The sequence below is a fragment of the Paenibacillus sp. V4I9 genome, assembly GCF_030817295.1.
Taxonomy (GTDB): domain Bacteria; phylum Bacillota; class Bacilli; order Paenibacillales; family NBRC-103111; genus Paenibacillus_E.
In genome coordinates, this window is sequence record NZ_JAUSZE010000001.1 from 7,157,394 (window position 1) to 7,180,232 (window position 22,839).

Consider the following 22,839-nt stretch of genomic DNA (forward strand, 5'->3'; position numbering starts at 1 on the left):
AAAGGGCTATCCACAAGGCATCAAGCCTTTGGATAACCCTTTTCATTATTTCGCTGGTGCTACTGTAGGCGACGGTGCAGTGGATGCTGCTGGAGACGCTCCTGGTGATGCAACTGGAACAGCCGTCTTCGCTGGAACCGGTTTATGTACCATTTGACCACCAATGTGCCCTGTATAACCAACAAGGATAACTGCCGCGAGCGAACCAACCAAGTAGATTGGGTTATGACCCAATTCTTTCTTTTTCCAGATCAGTAAGCCAACACGTACAATCGCTAGCACGATAGCCAAAAACATCGTTAATTTCGCATAAAACTCATGCGGGACCACTAGAGGATTACGCCATGGGGATGGGCCTGTTAGGACACTTGCGATAGCTCCGAGTGCGCCCACAACAAGGCAAAGCATACCAGCGGAGTGCCATTCACGTTTTTTCGCGATAATTGCGATTAAATCAAAAATAAAACTAAAAACAAGAAGTGCAATTGGTACATGTGTTACGATGTAGTGTAAATTTTTCAAGATATAATCCATTAATCTCTCTCCCCCATAGTAAAAGCCGTGTAATTTTTCACACTACAAAGTGTAGTTTTGGAAATCCGAAAAGTCAAGCCTTTTCTGCAGTTTTTGTCGAAGCCCGTCAACTTCTCTAACATGGGCTTCGACTGCTAAATGTGAACCATTGTTATCAGGGTATCCTATCTTAGATAAGTCCCACAAGTAAAATAATTGTTAAGAGCGAAATGAGTAGCCTTACAAGGGGCCATTTGAATGAGATTTTCATCTGTGGATCGAGAATATGCATGATGCGAACATTCATTGATGTTTCGGCGAATGAGGCGTGAGATAAGGATACATGCGGTGTTGGTGCTTGTTTGAGTAGTTTGAGGAGAGCACTGCCTAAATGTGCGGACTGTTTCATTTGTGTAATGGCATATTTGTCTGCCCGAAGTTCAATCATAATGGGGTATTTCTCTGCCATCCAACCGAATATTGGAATGTACCACATCGACTTGGATATCATCGAAAGCAGGAAGATCGCGAGCGGATCTCTGTGCATCATATGGCACTTCTCATGCTCGATGACGGCGCGCAGCTCATTAGGTTCCAGCATGTCCATAAGTCCGGATGATAAGATCATCCGCGGCTTCCACAGCCCTATCGTCATCGCGATGGGAGCTTTGTAAGAAATAATCTGGAACTGACCTTCACCCAACTGAATTTTTTCGGGGTATTGCTCTGATAACAGAGGGTCTTGATACTTCTCAACGAGCTTCATCGCTTTGATGGAGCCGAGGGCATGCCGAGCTGATATCCAAAGGATTGCACTAAACGAGTAGAGGATAAGAGCGTTCACTACATTCCAAGCAATAGGTGCAGGTACATGAAGATATTTAAATAAAATAACACACAAATCAAATATATTATATAACGATTTCCATTTATAGATAAATTGAAGAGCAAAGAGTAACATTTGTCCTAGAATAGCCCCCGATAAGGCGAGTGACGCTGCATACAACCATTTAAAACGCGTTTCCATCATCCTTATCGATCCTTTTTGATTTCTTTAATTTTTTGCTCCAGCTTGTCAAGCAGATCGGGGTCTACTTTATCAAGCGCATCCACCATATGGGTGACTGCCAAAGAACCGAATTCTTCGATTAGGTCAAAAGTAAGCTCTTTGGATTGGGCTTCCATGAACTCTTCTCTCGTAACGACGGGTTTATACTTAAACGATCTTACAACGGATTTCTTTTGCAGAATTCCTTTGGCTACCAAGCGATTCATAACGGTCATAACGGTATTGAAATTAATGATTTTGGCTTGATCCAACTTCTGTTGGACATCTTTAATCGTCATTTCAAGGGAGTTGGTCCAGAGAATTTCCATAATTTTTGCTTCTAAGGGGCCGAAAAAGCGGTTAAGTCCGCTTCCTTCATATTTAAAATTTTGCATTTTCATTATAGGCACACTCCTTACATAAGAAATTGTAGTTCGGGATAGATGCGAAGTCAAGATCTACCCAAGTTTGACCTGCAGTAGGGCTTTGACAGACAGATAGAAAAGATTTATAATACTTACATATAGTAAGTAATTAAATATTTTATAGCAAAGGGGTTGTTACTATGAAAATTCAAGTATTTTCAGCTGAGCAACAGGGCGTTGGCGCTTTTGACGGAGGCAAATTCCTGGAACAACGAGCCATCAGCTTTCCGGGTGAGAAAACGGCTGTTGACCGCGTCGGTCCCTTATTCTACTGGGCTTGGGGTAAGGCTTCCGAGGTTTCGGAGATCGGTATGCATCCTCATAAAGCGTTCGAAATTGTCACTTATGTCATTGATGGTCTTGTAGAACATAAAGATTCCCTTGGTTCCTTGGAAACAGTGACAAATGGTGGCGCTCAAGTTATTCAAGCCGGCTCCGGTGTTTATCATGCGGAGGCGTTTCGCAGAGCAGGCAGCGAAGCGATGCAAATCTGGTTCGAGCCGCACCTTAGTGAGACTGTGAAAAAGCCTGCCGCTTACCATCAATATGAGCATGAGAAATTCTCAGTCCGCCATAACGGCGGAGCAACGATGAAAACCGTAATCGGCGGGGATTCTCCCATTAAGCTGGATACGGACGTTAACATGTACGATTGGAGCCTTGAGCCTGGTTCCGAGTTCAGCTACACACTTGTGCCAAGCCGCTCGCTAGCCTTCCTCGTTATTCGAGGGCAAGGTACAAGCGAAATCGCCGCGGAGGAGCTTCAAGCATGGTCACACAAGGACTTCGCGATAGTCCAAGCTACCACGGAAAGTGAAACTCTTCACCTTAAAGCTGACAGCGATCAAGGCATGCGTATCATTGCCATTGAAGTTCCGGAAGATCCCGGCTATACGTTATATCATAAATAATAAGCAGATTAGGCAGCAAAAACGTAACAGCCCCGATCCTGGTAGGAATCGGGGCTGTTTGTATTATTGGATATTCTGGAGCCTAGCTTTCTCATCGTTCAATGATTGAACGGCTTGCTGCAAAGCTGGCGAATCGGAATGATTCGATGCCTGCTCCAGCGCTCTTTCCGCATGAGTGATTGAATTTTGAGCTTCTTCCTTCGTCTGAGATGTTGGATGAGACATCGCACGAGAAACGGCTGCATGGACATTTTCTACCGAGTTTTGCGCTGAGGATATCGGATTTTGTGATTGTAGACTTGAATCTGGCTGTGTCATGGTGATTAAATTCCTCCTTTGGGGTTAATTCGTTACACCCGCTATGGTGAGGCATTTGGTCACATTTTATACCTTCTTTTTGATTCTCTCTCTTCCAAGCTTCGTTTAACAGCCGCGAAAAGAACAAAGGATATACTGGCGCCAAGCACATTCAATATCACATCATCGACATCGAAGCTGCCTACAGCACATACATACCAATAGTTCGAAAAGGGACGATATTATAAGCAAGTTGACCTGAAGTGTGCATATTCCGCCCGAAGCCTAGAAACATCCAATACAGCAAACAGCTCGTGTAGCCTATGAAAAGCAGCCAGATGAGCGGCCGAGCGAGCTTGATATTCATGGTTAATATCCCCTATCCCCTTTAGAGAATCCATCTAAGGTTAACAAAGAAACCTCTCTTCAGTTTAAACCGATGAGAGGTTTCTCAATTAGTGCAGAGCTATTTTTTCACACCGTCCAAAAATTTAAACGACTCAAAAGCCTTATTCAGCCGAGCCTGATTGGCATCGGTGCGGACAGCATCATCCATACGAAGCGTAGCTGTGTAAGAAATATTATTTTGACTGAAAATGTAAATCATTTCCTTGTAAGGAATCTTGGCGCTGGCATAACTAATCTCATACTTCTTGGCTTTCACATCACCAAAAAGCGAGATTTCCGTATCTGTAAACGTATAGTCATTATCGTTATCTTGACTCTTCTTCTGAGCGGCGTCTTCCTCTTTAACCATTTCTTCGTAAGTCGTTTTCGTTTCTGCACCAACGCTCAAGTACCCGCCTGTGAAGAGGAACGTCTTATTCACTTGATCTTTGTTATCGTACGACTTGCTGCTGGTCCAGATCTCAGGAATTTGCATCGCGTATTTGAATTTCTCATTTTTGTAAGCAACCGTACGATTGGGATCCATGAGTTCATCCAGATCCTGAATGAAGCCAAGCTCTTGATCCATGCTGTCTTTATCCACGTTGATCGTAGCAGTTAGTGTTTTCAGGAGATCCTCTCGCGTTGCCCCCTCTTCCTCTTGCGGATAGTTCACATCCACCTCATATTTATACTTATCCTTAATAAAAAAGAGGGAATAGCCTGCATTCCACTTATCGCCTAACGTACTCGCATAGGTTACTTTCAGAGCAGGGACTCCGGCTAAGGTTAGATCTTCGGGTTCTTCCATACTGCGGTATTTGGGGGCATATGAGTCTTCAAACTGCTTACGCTGACGATCCACCCACGCTCCCAGCGTATCACCGGAAGAAGCTGATGTTACGCTGACATGAAGCATTTGGGAATAGTCATCATTAAAGAAGGAGGAGCCGTCCGTATAACCGTCTTGCTGCCAATCGGAGGGCAGCTCAAAGGATAAGCCATACTCGTTCGAGTAGGTTGTGTTGCCGCCAGAGTAGACTGATATATCTTTAAGCGACTCATCCTTATCATTAAAGGAAAGCTTGAAGCTATCCAGCAGATCGTTGTAGCTATTTTGCTTAAAATTGTTATTGTAATGCTCTTTCGATACAAATAATTGCACCGTGTATAAGCTTCCTTGGTGAAGGTATCCTCGGGTCTGGATATAGCCTTCATCCCCTGATCGACCAACAATTTTGGCATAGGGATTTCCTTCGCGCTTCACATACTGACGCTCCAAAAGGCTACCAACCGCACCGGAATATTCGTCCTCATCATCACTGGCCAATCTGTTCAGCAGCGCTGAAGGAGACAGTTCGTCGCTTTGATTGCTTTCTACTTTAATCGTTAGGGAGAAGTCCCCCTTCGCATCCACGAAACTGACGGAGTCGCCATCATCGGACTGATGACCTTTCACTAAGCCCGCGGGGTATTTCATGGACCATCCGTAGTGGCTGTCGCCGATTTTTGTTTTGCCGCGGTCCGCATCCAAGTAAGAACCCTCAGCGTCCTGCGTATGTTTCGTTTCCTGCTGCTGCGCTTCTCCGAGTGTAACCGACTTCGATTTGGTAGAATTACCAGATTGTATGGTTATTTCGATCGTTTCACCCGGCAAATATTTCTTAATCGCCTCATTGTAATCCACCAGCGTCTTCATTTTACTTGTGCCGATCGATACGAATAGGTCATCTTGCTGAATGCCAGCCCCAGCCGCTGGTGAATCCGGATCTACATAAGCAACTCTTAAACCAATAGAACTCGGTAAACCAACAACCGCTTCCCAGCTCTCTTCCAGCTCCAGACCGAGATAAGGGCGCTTTACTTTGCCATAAAGCTGGAAATGCTTTAAAACATATTTGACGGTATCTACCGGAATCGCGAACCCGAGATTTTCGACGCCGATATCCGCATATTTCATCGTATTAATACCAATGACTTCACCATTCATGTTGATCAAAGCACCACCGCTGTTACCAGGGTTAATGGCCGCATCCGTTTGAATAAGCTGATATTGCGAGTTCACGGAGCGGTCAAGCCCGCTGACAATTCCAACGGTGACGGAGTTTCTTAGGGCAAAAGAAATCGGAGTCCCGATTGCAGCTACGGTTTCACCCACTTTGATATCTGAGGAAGAGGCGAATTTCGCAGGCGATAAGCCTGTGGCTTCGATTTTGACTAAGGCTAAATCGCTCTCTTCGTCGATATTCGTTGCACGTCCATTATAAGTTATACCGTTCGACGTAACGACGACGATATTCTTCATATCTTTGACCACATGCGCATTCGTCACGATGACACCGTTCGATTCCACAATAACACCCGTGCCATGCGCCAGATTAAAGCGGTTCTTGTCTAGGGATTTATCCGAATCCGATGAAGGCTTTCCAATAATGGCTACAACAGAAGGTGATGTCTTCTCAATAACCTTCGGAACCTCAGCATTCACTTCGGCTGCATAAGATGGCGCAGGACCCTGCAGAGAAATAAGTAAGATGGCTGCAAGCAGCACGGTGATCCCTTTTTTCGTAAAAGTATTCCAATTCCCCATTGTTGTGTTCCTCTCTTAACAAAAGATGGCAATAGCTAGAATCTAGCATAATTAAGATAGAGAAACAATACAAATATTTCCACAAAAAGAGGGCTTTATCGACATTCTGTTATGCGTTCCGGGTGCGTATATACCGATAATTGATCCCTGCGGATGAAGCCAACCACCGTAATCCCTAGATCCTGAGCCAAGCGAAGTGCCAGATCTGTCGGGGCAGATTTCGACAAAAGGATACCGACGCCGATTTTGGCGGCCTTGAGAGCGACCTCGGAAGAGACTCTTCCGCTGAAGGCTATGACTTTATCACGAACAGGAATTCGCTGCCTTAAAAGGTGTCCATAAATTTTATCTAGTGCGTTATGTCTGCCGATGTCCGCCCTGCTGAGAAGCAGTTCGTTCGCCGTACAAAGAGCTGCATTATGCAGACCTCCCGTCGCTTGAAAATCAGCCGATTGCTCCTGCAGTTGATTCATAAGGTAAAAGCACTGGTGAATCGATAGTTGGAGGTTCGTTCTAACGGTTTTGGCGGTGCGAGCGTCGTTGTGAAAATAGAACTGGCGGCTTTTCCCGCAGCAGGAACCGATGAAGCGCTTGGACACCATCTTTTGACTTAATTGATGGAGATGACGCATCTTAACATGAACGAAGCCCCGCTCCTCTTCCAGCGTGAGCGACTCGATCTGATCTACGAATCGAATCAGGCCCTCGGAGGCTAAAAAGCCTGTGACTAGATCGATGGTATCGGTCGGTGTATAGACGAGTGTTGCGAATTCCTCGCCATCAATTTTGATGGTGAGCGGTGCCTCTGTCGCGATGGTATCCTCTTGAGAGAGTACCTCTGTCCCATTAAAGCGGTATATCGCCCATGAAGTTGTTGATTGAAGTGGAGAATGAGGTACTGTGCCCCCATTAGGAGCGTGAGAGTTATCCTGTTCGTCGTTCATCGTCTTCACTCCACTTCTGTCTCCAGCTCTTGAATGCGCCGCTGGGCGTAGCGTGTATCCTTGTGAGCGTGGTAGGTTTCTGCCTTCTCTACAATGACTGCTGTATTATACTCAGGGATGCCTGCATACTTCTCATACACACCTTTGGGAATCAAGGAGTTGCCTTCGGGCCAATGCACCTCGATGTTGCCTGGTTTGACATCGGCACATTTTACCCTTCCGTGCATGCTGCCGTAGCTGTTGTAGATGACGACTGCCTCTCCTTCATTCAAAGAGAGAGCCCTAGCGTCGTCGTTATGAATAAGCACATCGTAGCGATCTGCTTCATTGAATGGATCGATGTCGCTGTAGATCATCGAATTGAACTGCTTGCCGCGGCGCGTCGTCACCGCGAAATGCCCTTCCGGCTTCCGCAGCTCCGGAAGCTCAATCGGCAGCAGCGCGCCGCGGCCATCCGGCGTCGGACAGACACCGTCCTCGCACAGCCACGCGCCGCCGTACTGAAAGACATCACCGCGCTCACGCAGGTGTTGGATGCCGTTGTAACTCGGCGCGGCCAGAGCAATTTCCGCGCGGATGGCTTCTGCACTGCCGCAGCCCAGCTGCTCGGCGGCATCCGGTTTCACGCGGCGGGCGAGATCCACGTAGATCGCCCATTCCGCGCGGGCTTCGCTGATGCGGGGGCCGGCGATCTCGGGTGAGAAGTACACCATCCGCTCCGTGGAGGTGGACGTGCCCCCTCCGGGCTGCTCGTAGCGAGTCATCGCGGGCAGCACCACCACAGCCTCCCGCGCGTCAAGCAGCGTGGAGGTGTTCAAGATGATGTCCTGGTGAACACGGACATCAATGCTTGTAAGGGCTTCGCGGACGAATGCCGGATCCGGCATCGTCTCAAGGAAGTTGCCGCCGGATGTGTAAAACATCCGGAGCTTCCGCTCCTGCTCCTCAGGCAGGAGCGCGTTCTCTAGGGTGACACCGACAATGTCACCCTGCCATTTCGGCAGCTCGAACCCCCAGAGCTGCTCGATTCTTGCGCGGTCGGCGGCGCTGGCGGTTTCGCCGCCCGGCAGACTGAAGGGATCGGCGCCCATTTCGCCGGATCCCTGCACACCGCTGTGGCCGCGGATGGGCATCAGCCCACAGTGCTCGCGGCCGAGGAAGCCCCGCAGGAGGGCGAGATTCGCCACCTGCGAGATGTTGTCCGTACCGAAGCGGTGCTGTGTGAGCCCCATGCTCCACACGAAAACCGCACTCTTGGCACGCGCCAGCAGCTCCGCGAACTCGCGTATGCGTTCGCGGGTGAGGCCGGACGACTGCGTAAGCGTCGTCCAGTCCTGCTGCGCCACGTGGGCGCGCAGCTGTTCTAGCCCGTTCGTGTGCGCCTGCACGAACGCATGGTCAATCGCGGAGCCCGGCTGGTGCTCCTCCATCTCGAACCACACCTTCATGACGCCGTTCATGAAGCCGATATCCCCGCCGATGTTCACTTGATACACATCGTCGGCCAGCTTCGTCCCGAATAACGCCGATTCGGGAATCGAAGGAATCCAGTACTGCTCCATCGACGGCTCGTAGTACGGGTTAATGACAATGATCTTCGTCCCTTTGCGCTTGGCCGCGTACATATACTTCGTCGAGACCGGCTGATTATTCGCGGCCACGCTGCCCCAGAACACAAGGACGTCCGTGCCGATCCAGTCCTTGTAGTTGCACGTCGAAGCGCCCACGCCAACGGAGCGCTTAAGTGCCGTCTTCGACGGGGAGTGGCAGATACGCGAGGCGTTGTCGATGTTGTTCGTACCGAGCAACCTAGCCACCTTCGCTGCCACATAGTACGACTCATTCGTAATTCCCCGAGCCGTCAAGTAAAAAGCCATCTGCTTCGGATCAATCGTCCGCATCTTTCCTGCAATCGAGTCCATCGCCTCATCCCATGTGGCTCGACTGAATTTCCGCTCCCCATGGCGGCGGATAAGCGGATAAGGGATACGCCCGAGCTGTCTGAGCTCAGTGCTGCTCATACGGCTCAGCTCGTCAATGTCCGCATGCAGCAGCTCCTCGCGAATCGCCGGCATCGTGTTCAAACGCAGCACATTAAGCCGCGTTGTACATAGATGCGGCCCCGCCAGCGTTTGGTCGTAGAGCCCTGACACGCCTAGCGCGCAGCCATCGCACACGCCTTGTGTCAGAATGCGGTACGCATAGGGCAGATTATCGCGATTTTGCCAAGCAATTTTTGCCGTTTCGCGAATATGCTGCGGCTTTATTTTCCCAAGTCCAAACGGCACCTTGCTGACCCACAGCTTCGGATCTGGTTTAGCTGGCAGCTTGATTGGCCCAGTATGCTTCGTTTTCCCCATCTTAAGAACGCTCCTTTAATTCTATTTTTTTATCTCTTCCACCCATTTGCTCTTGCTCTTACTCCTGCTCTTACTCTTACTCTTACTCTTACTCTATGTAATTTTGCATCCTCATGCCTGCGATCAACTCTCTATAACACTTGCTCACACCCTACTCTAGCCACTATCCCATTGGCTCAGATTCCGGAGTCGCTTCCCCCACTTCCATCTCGCGCAGCATCCTATCACTATCGTTTCTCCATACTCCGTCACCCAATAGCTGCCCTAACATCACCCCAGCAAGCAAAAAACCACCGCAAAACAATCCCTAGACCTCCTCTCATCAGAGGAAGCCTCAAGTCATGTCTCACAGTGGTTAGTCTCCAGCAGGTTCGCTACCAAGTGCCAAGCACCTTTACCTATTTATATGCTGCTAATCGAGCTGTTATTTACAGAATTTTTCTTACTTAATTACCTTCATCTGAGCCGAAAACTGCATAAAGTGCAGCAAATCGGGCTTAAATTCCTAGATTCAATGAATTTGATGCAGCTACTTTCCCGAAAATAGATACACTTTTTACATCAACTCAAGCCGGAAGCCAGGTAGTTGACTTGTCGGGTTGCCTAGTTACCAGTTACCAGTTATCAAGTAGGCGGGTTATCAGGTTGCTACACTACCAAGCAACTCAAGTTGCCTCACAAGGTCAAGATGTCCACGTCAATGACGCCAACATCTTTACTTACTAAACTTCTTTTCTAGATCCTGATCAAAAACGAACACCGACATCCCCTCATCCAGCTCAATATCGATATCGACGAACAGCTTAACGAACTTCGCGCCAAGCAGCTCCTCCATCTCGACAGGGGGGTGGTCCTTATAAATCTCTTTCACCATTTCCGTGCGAGCCGTGCGGAGCATTTGTCTGCCATCGCCAGTTTTCGCCATAAACTTTTCAACGGGAGAGAGGTTTCCTGCCATTTCGCATATCGCCCAGCATTTACAAAAGGTCGTCATCACGCGCTCTGGCCCCTTGCCCATATGCTTTTTGCGGTAAGCCTTCACTAGGTTACTAAATTCGGCCTCTATTCGGTTCATCGGCCAGCCACCTTTATATTTACTGCTTCAATCATAGCAAGAAAGCGTATACCTGACAACCGAACCGCTAGACTCATTTAATAAAAAAGAGCGGACAACTTTGTCCACTCTCTCACTTCCTACTATAGGTAATTCTGCTTTAAGCGAATTATTTTTTCAGAAAATATTTCTCCAAGTCATCCAGCAATAGATTAGCAGCTTTAATTCCGCCTGCCGTATTCCAAACCGCATCACTTACTTTGTGCACCTTACCTTGTTTCACGACTTCGAGATTTTTCCAAAGTGGATCATTCGTCCATTCTTGCTCGATTTTGTTCGCTTCTCCCTTTTCGTTGTCCCATGTGAAGTAGAATAGAATGTCCCCATTCATATCGGGAATCCGTTCTTTCGTCAGTTCATCTGCGAATTTATCTTGATTCTGTGAAGCAGGACGCTGGAAGCCCAGTTTATTGAGAATAACCCCAGAGAATGTATCCTTCATATAGATACGAACCTTACCCGGCATAAAACGAACAATCGAAACCTTCGTCTTTAACTGATCGCCTGCTTTTGCTTTGAAATCTGTGATACGTTTCTCAAAATCTGCAATGATTTTGTCACCCTCAGCTTTTTTGTTCAAAGCTTCTGCATACAGCTTGAAGTTGATCTGCCAATCCCCTGATAATCTCTCCGAAAATACGGTAGGAGCAATTGCAGACAACTGCTCATATACTTTTTCCTGACGCACCTTATTTCCGATGATTAAATCAGGCTTTAGGGAAGCTATCATTTCTAAATTCGGTTGGTTTTCGTCCCCAACTATTTTCACGCCTTCCATATCCTCTTTGATATGATCATACCAATCACCTAATGTGAAAGACTTCACCGCACCAATAGGCTTAATCCCCATCGAGAGAACGGCTTCCGTACCTTCATTCGTTAACACGACAACCTTTTGGGGAGTGCCTTTTATCTTTGTTTCGCCCATGGCATGCTTAACGGTATATTCTCCGGATTGAACGGGTTGACTTTCTTTCTTTGTATTCGTGGTAGCTGCAGCATCTGACTTCGAAGTATCCGTTTGTTGTCCGCAGCCAGCTAAGATCAGCATGATCATCGTAACAAGAACAAGCAGCTTAATTCCATATGTACGATTTGTAGCAGAAAAATGGGTATGCATAAATAGTTATCTCTCCTTCGAATATTATGAGAATGATTATCATTATCTATAATATCCTAATTCCTTTACTAACACATGTCAATATCTCTACAGGCTAATGCCCCTTTTGATGAGAAAACCTCTATCGAGGCCATTCGAAGATGAGCGACCGCGTTTAACGAGGAGAGACTTTGCTCTACGACCAAAGATCCCTATATGCGGAGAGACTTTGCTCTACGACCAAAGATCCCTATATGCGGAGAGACTTTGCTCTACGACCAAAGATCCCTATATTAGGTTTTATCGCCAATAAGAAAGTCAGGTTTTCTTTTAGAAAAAACTTATACTTTCTTATGTGGTAAAAAAAGACCAACCTTCATTTGAAGGCTGGCGCTTTAGCATTCCATTTAGTAAATCAGTGTCTAATCGTTATCCTCTTCATCCCATTTACGGGAGTACGCTTTCTTCGTTACCCAGAATGTCAAACCTACTATGATCAAAAGGGCAATAATACCTAAGATGATGGCACCAACCATTGTCTAACTCTCCTCTTTTGCTTATACTCAGCCCCAATTAATTATTACCCTTACTATAGCTCAAAAATCTTTAAACACGCAAACAAACAAGCCCTTTTCAATTGCTAAAACAAATCCAACTGCCGTGGTCCCAGCCCTTCATATTCTAAACCGAGCAGCCCCATCAATTCCTTGGCATTCCCAGCGGCATGTCCGCCTGAATTGTTATTGAAGATCACGCATACCTCTTGTGTTTGCTGCTGCAGCTCTAGCAGCCACGCTTTCCACTCCAGCAACTCCTGCTGATTGTAATGGTATAAGTACCGTACGTCGCGCCAGTTCACCTCGTTGTTTTGCACCCAACCGCCAACATTGCGGCCGTGGAATCGAACCATCGTCATCTCGGGGTGTGTAGCCTCCAGCACTGTTGGCACCGAACCAACCCCTGCCTGCGGCTCATCACAGATGCTATGCATCCAACCCTCTCGCCGCATAAAAGTGAGCGTCTTTTCGCGCATTTCCTCCGTAAACCAACTCTGATGGCGGAATTCCAGCGCTACGGGTACATTACCCATCTTTTCTTTAGCATCACGCAGCACATCCACATTCGTCTTGTTGCAATCAAACCATGGCGGGTATTGAAACAGAACAGCTTTAAGCTTCCCCGCTTCTTGAACAGGTCGGATCGACTGTAAGAAAACCTCAAACATTTGCTCCATCCCACCGGCAAAAGGATTCTCTCCCCGCAGATGACCCGTCATTCCTTGGTATGCCTTAATAATGAAACCAAAGCGTTCTGGCGTCTCTTGGTTCCATTTTATATAATTACGCCCCGGTTGGATCGCGTAAAAAGAAGTATCCACTTCCACAATCGGAAAGTGTGCTCCATACTCTCGCAGCTTCCCTTTGCTGCCGCCTAACTCATGGTCGCCCCAGCCGGCTAGACCGATGTTGATCATGCCTTTCACCTCTCGGATATTCGTTAATTCCATTGTATCGTGCTGATACCCACAGAAACAACTTGTCTGGTCATAAAACATGCTTCCTCCCTGACATTACGTTGTCAGTAACTTGTTATATAATGGAATTTATATAGCAAATGATCGTTCAAATCGTAGGAGGCATATCCACATGTCGTTAATCAATTCTTCAGACGAGGGCAGCGCTAAAATGGACATTTCTAAAACCGACATGATCGGTTGTGCCAGCCCCGTCCTCAGTCAGCGTGCCTTAAACCGAGCACTATTAGCTCGGCAATTGCTACTCGAGCGCTCGGACATGCCCGTCCTCCAGGCTGTCCAGCACCTCGTCGGCCTGCAGGCGCAAGCTCCTAACCCACCCTACGTGGCTTTGTGGACTAGACTGCAGAACTTTCGTCATGAGGAGCTCTCTCAGCTCATCATGGACAGAAGCATCGTGCGCATCGCCCTCATGCGCTCGACGATCCACCTCGTCACGGCCGAAGACTGCCTGACGCTGCGCCCCGTCCTGCAGTCCGTGCAGGACCGCGCCTTAAAGGGCACGTTCGGCAAGAAGCTTGCCGAACTGGATCTAGACGCGCTCGCTGCCGCCGGGCGAACGCTCCTGGAGGCGCAGCCGCTCACCTTTAGTGAGCTCGGCAAGCGCCTCCAAGCCCAGTGGCCGCAGTGCGATGCCACTGCTCTCTCTCAAGCGGTGCGCTGCAGCCTACCGCTTATCCAGGTGCCGCCCCGCGGCATCTGGGGCGCCAGCGGGCAGGCCGCCCACACCACAGCGGAGGCTTGGCTCGGCCGCCCGCTGGGACAAGGGCAAGACCCCGAAGCCATGCTGCTGCGCTACCTGGCGGCCTTCGGACCTGCATCTGTCAAGGATATGCAGGTCTGGTCCGGGCTTACTCGGCTGCGCGAGGTGATCGAGCGGCTGCGCCCAAGCCTGCTCTCCTTTCGCGACGAGCAAGGAAACGAACTGTTCGACCTGCCGGATGCTCCTCGGCCGGACCCTGCAGCCCCAGCTCCGCCGCGTTTCCTATCGGAGTTTGACAATATGCTCCTGTCCTACGACGATCGCACCCGCATCATGCGCGATGAAGATAAGCATCTGGTGTTCACGGACAATGGCATCATCCGGGCTACACTGATTGTTGATGGTTTTGTTCGCGGCATTTGGTCCATCACTCAGAAACGCAAATCTGCTATTTTGACAATCAACTTATTCGAGCCATTATCCCAGGCTGATCACGCAGAGGTTTCTGAGGAAGCGGTACGGTTATTTGATTTCAACGCACCTGGTACAGATTCGCGAGATATTCTCTTTATTAATCAAAAAAAATAAACCCCGAGGCTGCCCTCGAGATTTCCTATTTTATGGGGAACTATGGTTTTATAGACTACTAGCTTTTCTTAAGGTCTGAATAGCCAAAGTCCACGCTAAATTGCTTGCAATAGATAACAACCTTACTATAGATGCTGAGGTCTGTATTCTGTGGAAGCTCATAATTCTGATTTCCAATGTTGCCTTTCAGTTTACCCAGGTCAATGCCTTCACCTGTTTTACTTCCAGGTTTCGCCAAAAATAAATGTAAATCCGGTCCATTCGTCGCATCCAGATCTTCGAGCCGAAGAATCGTCTTGTCTCCATCCATGAGCGTAACGGCCCTGCCCTTCGCATGGTGACCTGGCTCCCCATCGATAAAGGCTCCCTCAAACATGGCAGCAATCTGCTTGACTGTCTCCTTATCCGCAACTTGCATAGCAGGAGTTTTGTTCTCCATTTCGCCGGCTTCTTTGCCCTTACCAGCAGTCTGTTCGATGCCTTGCTCGATCTGAGATGCCATGGGCAAAGCTTCATTTATTTCCTTATCAATAAACAAAGGCTTCAGAAGCCACCATCCTACAACCAGCAGAACGACACCGAAACCAACTGCCGCAATTTTCAAAGTCGTTTGCAGCTTGCTCATGCCAACACCTCCATCACCTACATACGTTTAAGCTCTACTATCACCATAACGCAATTTTCTTAAGAAAGTCTTACGAAATTAATACAAATTCAATTTGGCCTTCCCGTCCTAGCCGCCTGCCTCAAGGCCCTAACTAATATAACTTGCCAACTATGTGCTTCCGCCACCTTGTATTGCTATCTATGATATACGGATTATGCCGTCCTTTTGGGATGATAGCACTTATCAATGTTCGATCCTGAATGTTGTAAAAAATACAACTTCGACAGCTGAATGAGCAGAAATCAACGAAATTGTTGTACTCTTTACAACTTGGCCCATTAGCCTGGAAGAGACTAATACGCAGAAACAAAATAAAACTCCCCAAGTGAAATTCACTTATCCAATATCTCAATCGGTAAAACCCATAGCTAACCAATCTTAAATAAGCCATAAGTTTTTGCCTACTCCAAGACCAACTTATATGTACACACAAAAACAAACCCCAAGGCCGCCCTCGAGGTTTGCTCCTATCCTTACCCTTTTCCGTACTTTCCCTATAATTCTTCTCACTTTATCTATACTTTTCTGTAGTTTTTCTTTACTTGTTCTTTACTTCTTCTATACTTCTTCATCACTTCTTTTGCACTTCTTCTGTACTGCTTCCGCTCTTCTCCACCCTATTTCTGCGCTTGCTTCTCCCATTTCGCTTTCAGCGCACTTTCTATTTCAGCAAATACCTGCTCGGATGTCTTACCTTCCGTGGAGATACCTAATTTAGCAGTTTTTTTATTCACTGCTTCTGCCCTTTTACTTTCTTTACTCGCCTTTAAAGCAGCGCGTATTTCTTTGGCTGTCTTGCCTTCCGTTGCAACACCCGCTTTTGTTGCTTTATCTTGCAGTTTCGTCAAAGCAGCCGCTTGTAGCTCAGTTCTAACTTCTTTATTTGTTTTTCCATCGGTGGTAACACCGAGCTTAGTCGCTTTTTCCTGCAGTTTCGGTAAAACAGCTGCTTTAAGAGCTGCTCTCAGCTCTTTATTCGTTTTCCCATCCGCGCTAACACCAAGCTTGGTCGCCTTCTCTCTCAGCTTCACTTGAACAGCAGCTTGAATATCAGTTTTCAGCTGTTCCGCTGTTTTGCCGTCTGTGCTAATACCCAGCTTCGCTGCCGCTTTGTTCAATTGCTCTGTGTGTTTGGCCGCATTTAAAGCTTTAAGCTCAGCTTTGATCTGCTCACTTGTTTTGCCATCTGTTGATATTCCAAAAATTTGCGCTTTATCCTGAAGCAGCTGCTTAACTGGTTTAGTGGACTTGCTTGTTGGCGCTGCAGCAGCAGCCCCCTGTTCATTCTCGGCAAAAGCCGCAATCGGAACTGTTAATACAATTGCTCCAACCAACGCAAGTCCTGTTAATTTTTTCAACATAAGTATCGCTCCTCGATTCGTTTATGGTTATGTTTACCTTACGAACCCTATCTTACCGAATAGTTATGTCATAAGTTTGTCATGCGGCGATCATAGGTGACTGCAAAAATATTTTAAAAACCGTACCCATTTGAAGTTGAGATTCCACTCGAATCGAACCGCCATGAGCTTCTATGATATGTTTGCAGATCGTCAAACCGAGGCCTGCGCCGGAACGGTTGCGGCTTTCGTCCGTTTTATAGAAACGATCGAATAGATGCAGCAGCTGCTCTGGTGCGATACCTAGACCGTTATCCCACACTTCGATCCAGCGTTCGTTCTTGACTACTTTTACTCGGATACCCGCCGATGACCCCTCAGGAATATGGTTAATGGCGTTGTCCAGCAAATTGATTAACACCTGCCTCAACCGATCTGCATCCGCATAAACCAAGTAAGGCCCCTCCGCCTCTGAGCTCAATTCGATCTGCTTTGCTTTAGCTTTCATCTTGAGTTGGGTAACCACCAGCCCTATTAAGTCAGGTACATCGATATCCTGGAGGTTTAATTTGACCTGCTTCTCCTCAAAAGACGACAGCTCCATCAAATCATCAACTAAATGGCTCAGTCGAAGGGTCTCCTGAAGAGAAACTTGGATGAATTCCTTCGCATCCTCAGGCTCAACAACGCCATCCGTTATCCCTTGCAGAGAGGCTCGAATTGTCGTCAAGGGCGTCCGCAGCTCATGAGAAATTTCGGATAGAAATCGCTTGCGCCCCTCTTCTACCTTCTGCAGTTTACCGGCCATGCGATTCAGAGATCCTGACAGCGAGGCGATTTCGTCCTTGCCTCTAACGGGCACCCTTCCGCTGAAATCCCCCAAAGCCAAAGCCTCTGCGGTTTTACTCATAAGCTGAATCGGCTTCATAAAATGTCTGGAAACAAAGTACAGGACTGCAATCGCAAGTAACGCAACCGTTAGTGCAGATAGGAATATCGCCCGATTAATGCCATTGATAGTGCCTTGAATATTCACTATTGGAGTGTATAAGAATATCCCGCCAATGACCCGGTTCTCCTGCATGACAGGTCGCCCGACAATGAGCATTTTCACCGTACTATTTTGAGCAAAATTGCTTTGCACCGTCACTTGATTACCCGACAGCACTTTATCCACCCATTCTTTACGTGCTGGGGCCTCGCCCACCGACTGAATCTTATCCAGATTTGCTCTGGGATGCTTGATAACGGCAACGCGAACGTTCGAGGATTTCTCAATGGCGCTAATCTGCTTACGAAAATCCTTTAGAAGTGTCGAGTTATCGAACAAATCCTTGGCCAGTTCATCGACTTGCTCTACCTTCTCGAGTAGGAGCTTCTCGCTGCGCTCATAGGTTTTCTGTTTCATCGTATAGCCAATGGTTCCTGAAATGGCAAGAATGGACACAACGGTAATCGAAATATAAATAAATAATAGCTTGCGATAAAAGGAGTTCAGCATACACCAGGCCCCTCAAACTTATACCCGACGCCCCAAACGGTACGAATGCTCCAGTCCTCTTTCCTCTCCGTCAAAGCAGAAAGCTTTTGTCTCAAACGTTTAATATATAAATCCACGACGCGGTCTTCACCCTCGAAATCCCAACCCCATATCTTGGCGATCAGGTCCTCCCGGGTAAAAACTTGATTCGGATTTCGCACGAAAAACAGCAGCAGCTCATACTCTTTCTTGGGTAAAGCAACGAACTGCCCTTCTACAGTCACATCATGGGACAGGCTATCCACTCGCAAGCTGCCTACTTCATATAGATGAGCAGGCACAGCAGCTTCTGTGCGGAGCAGCGTCCTGCGAAGAATTGTGGTCACACGAGCAACCAGCTCATTCGGATCAAAGGGCTTCACTAGATAATCATCAGCGCCCATCTGCAAACCTTCAATTCGCTCATCCACGTGACCTCTTGCCGTCAGCATGAGAATAGGAACATCACTCTTCGCACGAATTTTCTGGCAGACCTCCCAGCCATCGCGTTTGGGCATCATAATATCGAGTACAATGAAGTCTGGACGCAGCTCATCGAACTGGGTTAGCGCCTGCTCACCGTCATTTGCCGTTACCACCGCATAGCCATTTTTCTCCAAATATAACTTCGTAATCCGGCAAATATTAAGATCATCATCTACCACCAATACGGTTGTCACGCGGCACTCTCCTTAAGAAATAGGATTCATCATTTATATTACTGGATATTTGTGAACAAAAAATTTATTTTTTCAAAATCGTTTTTTACCGCGACAGGCTTCCTGCACAACAAAAAATCCTAGCTTTCACTAGGATCTCCTGTCTAATCTTTATATGAACTCAAATGAGCCCTATCTTATATTTCAAACGAGCTCTTCAGCGAGACAATCAGGTTAAACACCAGTTTGTCGCTTGTTGTATGTTTCGGATCTACGTTGAAATAGCCGTGTCGGAAAAATTGGAACTTATCATGCGGCTGCGCTTGCTTCATATTGTCTTCCACGAAACCTTGCACAATTTGCAGCGAGTTTGGATTCAAATTCTCCAAGAACGAAGCATCCTCGTCCTCTTGGTTATCGAGAATCAGCGGCTCATACAGGCGGAACTCCGCAGGTACTGCACTCTTTGCATCCACCCAGTGGATCGTTCCTTTGACTTTACGACCAGTAAAGCCGCTGCCGCTTTTCGTTTCCACGTCATAAGTGCAGTGCAGCTCAATCACTTTGCCGTTCTCATCTTTGATGAAATCATTGCATTTAATGAAGTAGGCGTTTTTCAACCGCACTTCGTTGCCGGGAAATAACCGGAAATATTTATTCGGCGGATTTTCCATGAAATCGTCTTGCTCGATGTAGATCTCGCGGGAGAACGGAATTTGGCGATTGCCCATTTCCGGATTCTCTGCGTTGTTCTCCATATCTAGCATTTCGACTTGTTCCTCAGGATAGTTCGTGATCACGACTTTGAGCGGATTCAGAACACCCATCGTACGCATCGCCTTCAACTTCAAATCCTCACGGATAAAATGATCCAGCATCTTCGCATCGACGACGCTGTAGCTGCGAGCTACGCCGATTTCGCGAGCGAAATTACGAATTGATTCAGCCGTAAAGCCTCTGCGGCGCAGACCAGAGATGGTGGGCATCCGCGGATCGTCCCAACCGTCTACGGCTTTCTCGTCGACAAGCTGTTTCAGCTTTCTTTTACTCATCACCGTATTCGTCAGGTTGAGGCGTGCAAATTCATATTGTCTAGGCACATTCGGCATCTCACACTCACGAATAACCCAATCGTAGAACGGGCGTTGGTCTTCGAACTCGAGCGTACAGATGGAATGCGTAACACCTTCGATAGCATCTTCCAATGGATGCGCGAAAGCGTACATCGGGTAGATACACCAAGCATCTCCCGTATTATGGTGATGAGCATGGACAACGCGGTAAATGATTGGATCGCGCAGATTGATGTTCGGCGAAGACATATCGATCTTAGCACGAAGAACACGCTCTCCATCTTTGAATTCACCGGCACGCATACGCTCAAACAAGGCGAGATTCTCTTCGATACTGCGTTCGCGGTAAGGACTGTTCGTACCCGGCTGTGTAAGCGTCCCGCGGGTTTCACGGATTTCATCCGCTGTTTGGTTATCCACAAAAGCTAAACCTTTGTTGATCAAAACCACCGCACGTTTGTACATTTCCTCGAAATAATCGGAAGCAAAAAACAAACCGTCCCATTGAAAACCGAGCCAAGCGACATCAGCTTTAATGGATTCCACATATTCCGTATCTTCCTTCACCGGATTCGTATCGTCAAAGCGAAGGTTCGTTAACCCCTTGAATTCATCCGCAAGCTCAAAATTAAGACAAATCGACTTCGCATGTCCTATATGAAGGTAACCGTTCGGCTCCGGGGGAAATCGGGTAACTACCTGACTGACTTTGCCTGATTTCAGATCTTCGTTTACAATGTTCTTAATGAAATTAGATGGCGTGCTTACTACTGCGCTCTTCGTTTCCATATGTTCCCAGCCTTTCTCCCACGGGTTAAAGTTTTATTTTCTATCATACACTAAAAGTTACTCAAATATAAAGGAGCCAGCGAGATGGAGACATTCGAACATTACTTAGATAAATATGCAGAGCTTGCCATACGTGTCGGATTAAATGTACAAAAGGATCAGACTGTCGTCATTATGACGCCGATCGCCTGCGCTGACTTCGTGCGCAAGCTAACGAAAAAGGCTTACGACGCTGGCGCCAAAGATGTCGTCATCGACTGGGACGACGACGAAGTGAAAGCGCTGCGCCTCAAGCACGCTCCGGAGTCCACGCTGCGCGAGTACCCCATGTGGCGAGCAAGCGGCCTGGAAGAGATGGCAAAGGACGGTGCAGCCTTCCTCCAAATCTACGCACCTAACTCCGATTTGCTCAAAGATGTAGACCCTGAGCGGATCGCCATCTCTAGCAAAACAACGGCTACTGCGCGTGAAGGGTTCCTGAAATATCTGCGCAGCAATCAGGTGAATTGGCTGATGGTCTCCTTCCCGACAGCGGAATGGTCAGCTAAGGTATTCCCGGATTTGAGCGAAGCCGAGCGCATCAAGAAGCTGTGGGAGCAGATTTTTAAACTTACTCGTGTGGATAAAGAAGATCCGGTTGCAGCATGGAAACAGCATATCGAGACGCTGACAGACAAGCAGAACCTGCTGAACAACAAAAAGTACAAGCAGCTACATTTCAGAGCTCCTGGTACAGATTTATACATAGAGCTAGCCACTAAGCATCAATGGGTTGCCGCAGGGAGCGAGTCGGAGCGAGGCATCTTCTTCGTGCCGAACATCCCAACGGAAGAAGTCTTTACGATGCCTGCACGAAATGGCACGAACGGAACCGTTCGCAGCACTTTGCCGCTGAGTTATCAAGGCTCCCTAATCAATGGCTTCAGCCTGAAATTCGAGAATGGCCGAGTTGTCGAAGCAACCGCTGAGGTGGGGCAAGAAGTGCTGAATAAGATGCTGGACATGGATGAGGGTGCTCGTTACTTGGGTGAAGTGGCACTTGTGCCTTATGACTCCCCCATTTCACAGTCAGGACTCATTTATTACAACACATTATTCGACGAAAATGCTTCCTGTCACGTAGCGCTAGGCAATTCTTATCCGTTCACAATTGAAGGCGGAACGACGATGAGCCCCGAGGAGCTAGTTCAGAATGGCTACAATAAAAGCCTAATCCACGTTGACTTCATGATCGGCGCAGCTGACATGGAGATCGATGGCATTCTGGCAGATGGAAGCCGCGAACCTTTATTCCGCAAAGGTAACTGGGCATAGGAACGGTAAGCAGGACTTCATAGAAAGACCGCCATCTCATGGTACAACGCACCGTGAGATGGCGGTCTTTTTTTAACGTAACTTGCTAGACAGCGTTTTGACAATTGAGGAGTCTTTTAAAATCCATTTCCCTTTTTTCCATTTCCAAACAGAGATGGCGTATCCAAGTGTATCTGCATTCGCAATACCGGTGATTCGCTGAACACCCCTCAGCTCACAGTACCCATCCCGATCTACATCCAAAGGCTTCAGAGCGCCATAATCGTTGACACTCACAATAATGGGCTTCACTACCATACCATTTTTGTACACACCGAATTTCTCGTAATCGTCCTTGCGGTCTTTGATATCAATTTTGAAAGACTTCCCTGTCTCTTCAAGTTTCATCTTTACCACATAATTTTTCTTAAAGGATGCCTTTACATGAAGGGGACTAGGCAGCGGGATAGCAGTCGGAACATTATTTTTCAGTGAGTAAATATAGTAATAGGATAGCCCCCCACTGCCCCCTGTTTCTGCGGATACATAGATTTGAGGAAGCTTGTCCTGAATAAAGTCACAAAAGTCCATCTGTGGGTTATATCCACCCTCAAGCGGGATGACAACTTGGGTCTGAACCGGTCCTACGACGGTAATGAATAGCTTATCATAGTACGGACTGCTATTATCCGACTTCATCCCTATCAGGGATACCGTATCTGGCTTGCCGTCGCCAGTGACATCAATCTCACGCGTTTGTATAAGCTCGCCTTGCTGTGCAGTTTGTGGTGGCTGCGGTGGCGGTAACTCTTCAGCGGATACGAATCCACCTCTCCATAAGAATGAGCTGCTCAATAGTAAACTAATTACTGCTGTGTGTACGGCGATTTTAACGCATTTTCTAAACATGTAATCCGACTCCTAATCATAGATTTGAATTCGGCTTATTATTTCAAAATTTTCCATAGGGTATGCGGAACTCCACA

21 protein-coding genes are annotated in these 22,839 nt (G+C 47.5%); 3 read left to right on the forward strand and 18 right to left on the reverse strand.

The features are described 5' to 3' along the window. Window positions 1-45: 45 nt before the first annotated feature. The 3 genes from QFZ81_RS32985 to QFZ81_RS32995 form a co-directional block, all read right to left on the reverse strand. Window positions 46-534: a DUF2231 domain-containing protein gene (locus QFZ81_RS32985; protein WP_307606035.1), complete on the reverse strand. Its 489-nt coding sequence runs from the start codon at window positions 532-534 to the stop codon at window positions 46-48. Window positions 535-703: 169 nt separating this feature from the next. Beyond that, complete coding sequence (locus QFZ81_RS32990) at window positions 704-1,543, reverse strand: M56 family metallopeptidase (protein WP_307606037.1); 840 nt, start codon at window positions 1,541-1,543, stop codon at window positions 704-706. A 2-nt stretch (window positions 1,544-1,545) separates the two neighbouring features. Then, window positions 1,546-1,962: a BlaI/MecI/CopY family transcriptional regulator gene (locus QFZ81_RS32995; RefSeq protein WP_307606039.1), complete on the reverse strand. Its 417-nt coding sequence runs from the start codon at window positions 1,960-1,962 to the stop codon at window positions 1,546-1,548. Between the two features lie 164 nt (window positions 1,963-2,126). Between QFZ81_RS32995 and QFZ81_RS33000 the strand changes: the two genes are divergently transcribed. Further along, window positions 2,127-2,897: a pirin family protein gene (locus QFZ81_RS33000; protein ID WP_307437499.1), complete on the forward strand. Its 771-nt coding sequence runs from the start codon at window positions 2,127-2,129 to the stop codon at window positions 2,895-2,897. Window positions 2,898-2,960: 63 nt separating this feature from the next. Here the strand turns inward: QFZ81_RS33000 and QFZ81_RS33005 are convergent, their stop codons facing one another. The 9 genes from QFZ81_RS33005 to QFZ81_RS33045 all read right to left on the reverse strand — a co-directional run bounded on the left by QFZ81_RS33005 (window position 2,961) and on the right by QFZ81_RS33045 (window position 13,162). Beyond that, window positions 2,961-3,215 carry a hypothetical protein gene (locus QFZ81_RS33005; RefSeq protein WP_307437496.1) on the reverse strand — a complete coding sequence of 85 codons (255 nt, stop codon included), beginning with the start codon at window positions 3,213-3,215 and terminating at the stop codon, window positions 2,961-2,963. Between the two features lie 181 nt (window positions 3,216-3,396). Next, on the reverse strand, window positions 3,397-3,561 hold the full coding sequence (locus QFZ81_RS33010; RefSeq protein ID WP_307437493.1) for a hypothetical protein: 165 nt from the start codon (window positions 3,559-3,561) through the stop codon (window positions 3,397-3,399). Window positions 3,562-3,660: 99 nt separating this feature from the next. Next, window positions 3,661-6,171 (reverse strand): trypsin-like peptidase domain-containing protein, encoded by a 2,511-nt coding sequence (locus QFZ81_RS33015; protein WP_307606041.1) that lies wholly within the window; start codon window positions 6,169-6,171, stop codon window positions 3,661-3,663. 95 nt (window positions 6,172-6,266) lie between these two features. Continuing rightward, a complete protein-coding gene (gene fdhD / locus QFZ81_RS33020) occupies window positions 6,267-7,115 on the reverse strand; it encodes a formate dehydrogenase accessory sulfurtransferase FdhD (RefSeq protein WP_307606043.1) in 849 nt (282 codons plus the stop codon). 5 nt (window positions 7,116-7,120) lie between these two features. Further along, entirely contained in the window at window positions 7,121-9,475 is a 2,355-nt protein-coding gene (locus QFZ81_RS33025) for an FdhF/YdeP family oxidoreductase (protein WP_307606045.1), read from the reverse strand. Window positions 9,476-9,638: 163 nt separating this feature from the next. Next, window positions 9,639-9,779: a hypothetical protein gene (locus QFZ81_RS33030; RefSeq protein ID WP_307437482.1), complete on the reverse strand. Its 141-nt coding sequence runs from the start codon at window positions 9,777-9,779 to the stop codon at window positions 9,639-9,641. Between the two features lie 411 nt (window positions 9,780-10,190). Next, window positions 10,191-10,550: a Na-translocating system protein MpsC family protein gene (locus QFZ81_RS33035; protein WP_307437480.1), complete on the reverse strand. Its 360-nt coding sequence runs from the start codon at window positions 10,548-10,550 to the stop codon at window positions 10,191-10,193. Between the two features lie 148 nt (window positions 10,551-10,698). Beyond that, complete coding sequence (locus QFZ81_RS33040; protein ID WP_307606048.1) at window positions 10,699-11,709, reverse strand: ABC transporter substrate-binding protein; 1,011 nt, start codon at window positions 11,707-11,709, stop codon at window positions 10,699-10,701. 619 nt (window positions 11,710-12,328) lie between these two features. After that, window positions 12,329-13,162, reverse strand: a complete 834-nt coding sequence (locus tag QFZ81_RS33045; protein WP_307607104.1) for a DUF72 domain-containing protein — start codon at window positions 13,160-13,162, stop codon at window positions 12,329-12,331. Window positions 13,163-13,334: 172 nt separating this feature from the next. Here QFZ81_RS33045 and QFZ81_RS33050 point away from each other — a divergent pair, with 172 nt between their 5' ends. Beyond that, a complete protein-coding gene (locus QFZ81_RS33050; protein WP_307606050.1) occupies window positions 13,335-14,513 on the forward strand; it encodes a winged helix DNA-binding domain-containing protein in 1,179 nt (392 codons plus the stop codon). A gap of 58 nt (window positions 14,514-14,571) precedes the next feature. Here QFZ81_RS33050 and QFZ81_RS33055 read toward each other — a convergent pair whose 3' ends face one another. The 5 genes from QFZ81_RS33055 to QFZ81_RS33075 form a co-directional block, all read right to left on the reverse strand. After that, the gene (locus QFZ81_RS33055; protein WP_307606052.1) at window positions 14,572-15,138 is read right to left on the reverse strand and encodes a DM13 domain-containing protein; all 567 of its coding nucleotides are present in this window, start codon (window positions 15,136-15,138) and stop codon (window positions 14,572-14,574) included. 659 nt (window positions 15,139-15,797) lie between these two features. Beyond that, window positions 15,798-16,541: a hypothetical protein gene (locus tag QFZ81_RS33060; RefSeq protein WP_307606055.1), complete on the reverse strand. Its 744-nt coding sequence runs from the start codon at window positions 16,539-16,541 to the stop codon at window positions 15,798-15,800. A gap of 79 nt (window positions 16,542-16,620) precedes the next feature. Continuing rightward, window positions 16,621-18,021 carry a sensor histidine kinase gene (locus tag QFZ81_RS33065; RefSeq protein WP_307606058.1) on the reverse strand — a complete coding sequence of 467 codons (1,401 nt, stop codon included), beginning with the start codon at window positions 18,019-18,021 and terminating at the stop codon, window positions 16,621-16,623. Further along, complete coding sequence (locus QFZ81_RS33070) at window positions 18,015-18,719, reverse strand: response regulator transcription factor (protein ID WP_307606060.1); 705 nt, start codon at window positions 18,717-18,719, stop codon at window positions 18,015-18,017. The genes QFZ81_RS33065 and QFZ81_RS33070 overlap by 7 nt, the downstream gene beginning before the upstream one ends. Before the next feature lie 176 nt (window positions 18,720-18,895). Then, window positions 18,896-20,560: a glutamine--tRNA ligase/YqeY domain fusion protein gene (locus QFZ81_RS33075; protein WP_307606062.1), complete on the reverse strand. Its 1,665-nt coding sequence runs from the start codon at window positions 20,558-20,560 to the stop codon at window positions 18,896-18,898. An 84-nt stretch (window positions 20,561-20,644) separates the two neighbouring features. Between QFZ81_RS33075 and QFZ81_RS33080 the strand changes: the two genes are divergently transcribed. Then, on the forward strand, window positions 20,645-21,874 hold the full coding sequence (locus QFZ81_RS33080; protein ID WP_307606064.1) for an aminopeptidase: 1,230 nt from the start codon (window positions 20,645-20,647) through the stop codon (window positions 21,872-21,874). A gap of 72 nt (window positions 21,875-21,946) precedes the next feature. On the opposite strand, the gene QFZ81_RS33085 is transcribed toward QFZ81_RS33080, so the two are convergent. Then, window positions 21,947-22,762, reverse strand: a complete 816-nt coding sequence (locus tag QFZ81_RS33085) for a hypothetical protein (RefSeq protein WP_307606066.1) — start codon at window positions 22,760-22,762, stop codon at window positions 21,947-21,949. Window positions 22,763-22,839 lie beyond the last annotated feature (77 nt).

Excerpts from the sequence above, each read along its gene's own strand:
- QFZ81_RS33050 (WP_307606050.1), top strand. The coding sequence starts at position 13,335 with ATGTCGTTAATCAATTCTTCAGACGAGGGCAGCGCTAAAATGGACATT.
- QFZ81_RS33000 (WP_307437499.1), top strand. The coding sequence starts at position 2,127 with ATGAAAATTCAAGTATTTTCAGCTGAGCAACAGGGCGTTGGCGCTTTT.
- QFZ81_RS33065 (WP_307606058.1), bottom strand. The coding sequence starts at position 18,021 with ATGCTGAACTCCTTTTATCGCAAGCTATTATTTATTTATATTTCGATT.
- QFZ81_RS33055 (WP_307606052.1), bottom strand. The coding sequence starts at position 15,138 with ATGAGCAAGCTGCAAACGACTTTGAAAATTGCGGCAGTTGGTTTCGGT.
- QFZ81_RS33060 (WP_307606055.1), bottom strand. The coding sequence starts at position 16,541 with ATGTTGAAAAAATTAACAGGACTTGCGTTGGTTGGAGCAATTGTATTA.
- QFZ81_RS33010 (WP_307437493.1), bottom strand. The coding sequence starts at position 3,561 with ATGAATATCAAGCTCGCTCGGCCGCTCATCTGGCTGCTTTTCATAGGC.
- QFZ81_RS33085 (WP_307606066.1), bottom strand. The coding sequence starts at position 22,762 with ATGTTTAGAAAATGCGTTAAAATCGCCGTACACACAGCAGTAATTAGT.
- QFZ81_RS33040 (WP_307606048.1), bottom strand. The coding sequence starts at position 11,709 with ATGCATACCCATTTTTCTGCTACAAATCGTACATATGGAATTAAGCTG.
- fdhD (WP_307606043.1), bottom strand. The coding sequence starts at position 7,115 with ATGAACGACGAACAGGATAACTCTCACGCTCCTAATGGGGGCACAGTA.
- QFZ81_RS32995 (WP_307606039.1), bottom strand. The coding sequence starts at position 1,962 with ATGAAAATGCAAAATTTTAAATATGAAGGAAGCGGACTTAACCGCTTT.
- QFZ81_RS33025 (WP_307606045.1), bottom strand. The coding sequence starts at position 9,475 with ATGGGGAAAACGAAGCATACTGGGCCAATCAAGCTGCCAGCTAAACCA.
- QFZ81_RS33035 (WP_307437480.1), bottom strand. The coding sequence starts at position 10,550 with ATGAACCGAATAGAGGCCGAATTTAGTAACCTAGTGAAGGCTTACCGC.
- QFZ81_RS32985 (WP_307606035.1), bottom strand. The coding sequence starts at position 534 with ATGGATTATATCTTGAAAAATTTACACTACATCGTAACACATGTACCA.
- QFZ81_RS33005 (WP_307437496.1), bottom strand. The coding sequence starts at position 3,215 with ATGACACAGCCAGATTCAAGTCTACAATCACAAAATCCGATATCCTCA.
- QFZ81_RS33080 (WP_307606064.1), top strand. The coding sequence starts at position 20,645 with ATGGAGACATTCGAACATTACTTAGATAAATATGCAGAGCTTGCCATA.
- QFZ81_RS33075 (WP_307606062.1), bottom strand. The coding sequence starts at position 20,560 with ATGGAAACGAAGAGCGCAGTAGTAAGCACGCCATCTAATTTCATTAAG.
- QFZ81_RS33045 (WP_307607104.1), bottom strand. The coding sequence starts at position 13,162 with ATGATCAACATCGGTCTAGCCGGCTGGGGCGACCATGAGTTAGGCGGC.
- QFZ81_RS32990 (WP_307606037.1), bottom strand. The coding sequence starts at position 1,543 with ATGATGGAAACGCGTTTTAAATGGTTGTATGCAGCGTCACTCGCCTTA.
- QFZ81_RS33015 (WP_307606041.1), bottom strand. The coding sequence starts at position 6,171 with ATGGGGAATTGGAATACTTTTACGAAAAAAGGGATCACCGTGCTGCTT.